Annotated in this window: 2 protein-coding genes; one reads left to right on the forward strand and one right to left on the reverse strand. The window is 71.0% G+C overall.

What is annotated here, in order from left to right:
- Nucleotides 1-1,511: phospholipase D-like domain-containing protein (locus AB0M20_RS38435; RefSeq protein ID WP_364305834.1), on the reverse strand; the 1,511-nt coding region annotated here is incomplete at its 3' end.
- A gap of 192 nt (nucleotides 1,512-1,703) precedes the next feature.
- On the opposite strand from AB0M20_RS38435, the gene AB0M20_RS38440 reads away from it, so the two are divergent.
- On the forward strand, nucleotides 1,704-2,207 hold the full coding sequence (locus AB0M20_RS38440) for a hypothetical protein (protein ID WP_364305836.1): 504 nt from the start codon (nucleotides 1,704-1,706) through the stop codon (nucleotides 2,205-2,207).
- Nucleotides 2,208-2,412: the final 205 nt, after the last annotated feature.

The raw sequence follows: 2,412 nt of genomic DNA on the forward strand, positions 1-2,412 counted from the left end.
GACTCCAGCGGGTCGAACCCGGCGGGTAGGCCGGGTGTGCGCCAGGAGCCGGCCTGCGCCTCCGGCGGCAGCCACTCCGGCCGGAAGATGCCGATGGCCAGGTCGAGATTCTCCAGGTGCGGGCGCAGGTCGTCGGTGACCGGGGTACGCAGATGCTCGGCCCAGAGCTGCACCCGCAGATCACGCACGTCGTCGCCGGTCGTGACCACCGCCGCGGTCAGCTCGGTGTCCACCCCGGCCATCGACCGGCTGAACAGGTTCGCCGATCCGACCGCGGCGAACCGGTCGTCGACGATGACGACCTTGGCGTGCACCGTCAGGTGCTCGACCCGCCAGAGCCCGATGTTGCGGCGCAGCACCTGCGGCAGCGGGTCGATGACCTTGTGCTGCAGGTCGGGGTTCACCGTGGCGTTGATCAGCGGGGCGGACTCCGCCGGGTCACGGGTGCCGGAGCCGACCAAAATCACCTTCACCCCGCGGGCCGCCGCCGCCCGCAGGTACGGATACAGCTCGAAGCGATGGTCGCCGCCGGGGTACTCGCGGAAGTACTGGTCCTCGATGTAGATGTAGCGTCGCGCGGCGCCGAGCGCCTGCACCAGGGTCAGGTAGATCTCGTGGACGCCGTCCGGCGACCCGTCGCTGTAGTGGCGGCGTTCCCAGGGCAGCAGCGAGTCGATGTACCACGGCCCGACGGAGCGCAGGATCTGGCAGGCCGACCCCGGGGCGGGCTGGGCCTTCTGCGGTGGCGGCGTGGCGATCTCGGCCGGCATGCCCGGTGGATTGAGCACCGGCAGGCCTTTCACGGCGGGCCAGAAGTAATGCTTGCGGGGCAGGTTCGCCGCGCCGATCCAGCGCATCTGCATGGCCCGCCAGACGTCGGCGGCGGCCGGTCCGCGGATGATCGCCCCGGCGTCGTGCCAGCCCCAGCGGCCGCCGCGCACCGTCAGCCGCCGATGCGGTGACTCGTCGATCCGGCTGGCCGCGTAATCGATGCCGCCCACGCCGGCGGTCAGCTCGCTGCCGCGCCGCACCAGGGTGACCTTCTGGTGGTTGGAGCCGACGCTGGAGCCGGACCAGTCGAGCAGCACCCGGCCGGCCAGCGGCGGCGGATCCGCCTTCCGGTCGCCGGCGGGGCGCCAGCGTCGCAGCCGGTGCGCCGAGCTGACGTTCTGATGGAACGGCCCGATCGTGGGCCGGACGATGCTGCTGCTCACCACCGCGCCGGCCAGGATCACCCGCACGTCCACGCCGTCGCTCGCCAAGCCGGCCAGCAGCTCGCCCAGCGGCTGGTAACCGGGTTCCCCCGCCTGCCGCCCGGTCAGATCCATGTCCGGCTCGAGCTGGAGGCCGCAGATGAACGCGCCGTCACCCGGACCGAGCGAGATCAGCAGGTCCCGCATCTGCCGCATCCAGACGCGCCCGTCGACGACGAACTCCACCGACGAGTTCTCGCAGTGCGGCGCGACGGCGGGCGACAGGAAGCGGGCAACGAGGTCGTCGAGCGGCGCCATGGTCAAGACCCTACGGCCCGCCCGCCCCAGCCGTCTCCATCGTCCCACCAGCACCCTGTACCCCTTGCGCCCCAACGGTTTCCGGCGTCGGCCGTCCCGGTGCGGTTCCCGTCCGGACGGACCATTACGCGCAGTAACCGGCCCGCGATAGAAATCTCGCCTGTAACCGGAACACTCTCGTGAGGACGACGAATGCGCAGAAAATTGATGAGCGTGGCCGCGGCTGCTTTCGCTGCCGTGACCCTGTTCGCCGTGATGCCGACGACGGCCGCCCAGGCCGCCACCAGCACCGTCGAGTCGGTGATCGGCGCCGGCACCATCAACTCGTTCGGCAGCCCGACGGTTTACCTGGGCGCGATCGGCAACAAGCGCGGCCAGCTCGGCGCCTTCACCGTCACCTACCCCGACGGCACCTACGCGACCGGCACGTCGAACTGCCTCGTGGTCAACGACAAGACCGCCTACCTGACCGGCAAGATCGCTCTCTCCGGTGGCCCGCGCCGCGACGCCAACAGCTGGCAGCGCGGCAACTACATGGTCATCGGCATCAAGGACAACGGCAACGGCACCGACGTGATGGACGAGCTGAACTTCACGCCCGGCACCACGGCCGACCCCGGTTGCGGCCCGAACGCCGCCGCGAACCCGAACCTGTTCCTCGTCAAGGGCAACTACTGGGTGACCGACGCCGCGTGACGTCCACGGCACGCTCCCGGCCCGGAGGGGCCCGGGTTCTCCGCCCTTGCCGAAGGCTCAGCGGCCGGAAGCAGCACAGCCCCGGAGGGGCTCGGGTTCTCCGCCCTTGGCGAAGCCTCAGCGGCCGGCGGCAGCACAGCCCCGGGGGCGTGCCGTCGGCTCAATCGTATGTCTGGACGAGCGTGCTCACGGACCAGGCGGCGCA

It is taken from the genome of Actinoplanes sp. NPDC051633, from assembly GCF_040681735.1.
Taxonomy (GTDB): domain Bacteria; phylum Actinomycetota; class Actinomycetes; order Mycobacteriales; family Micromonosporaceae; genus Actinoplanes.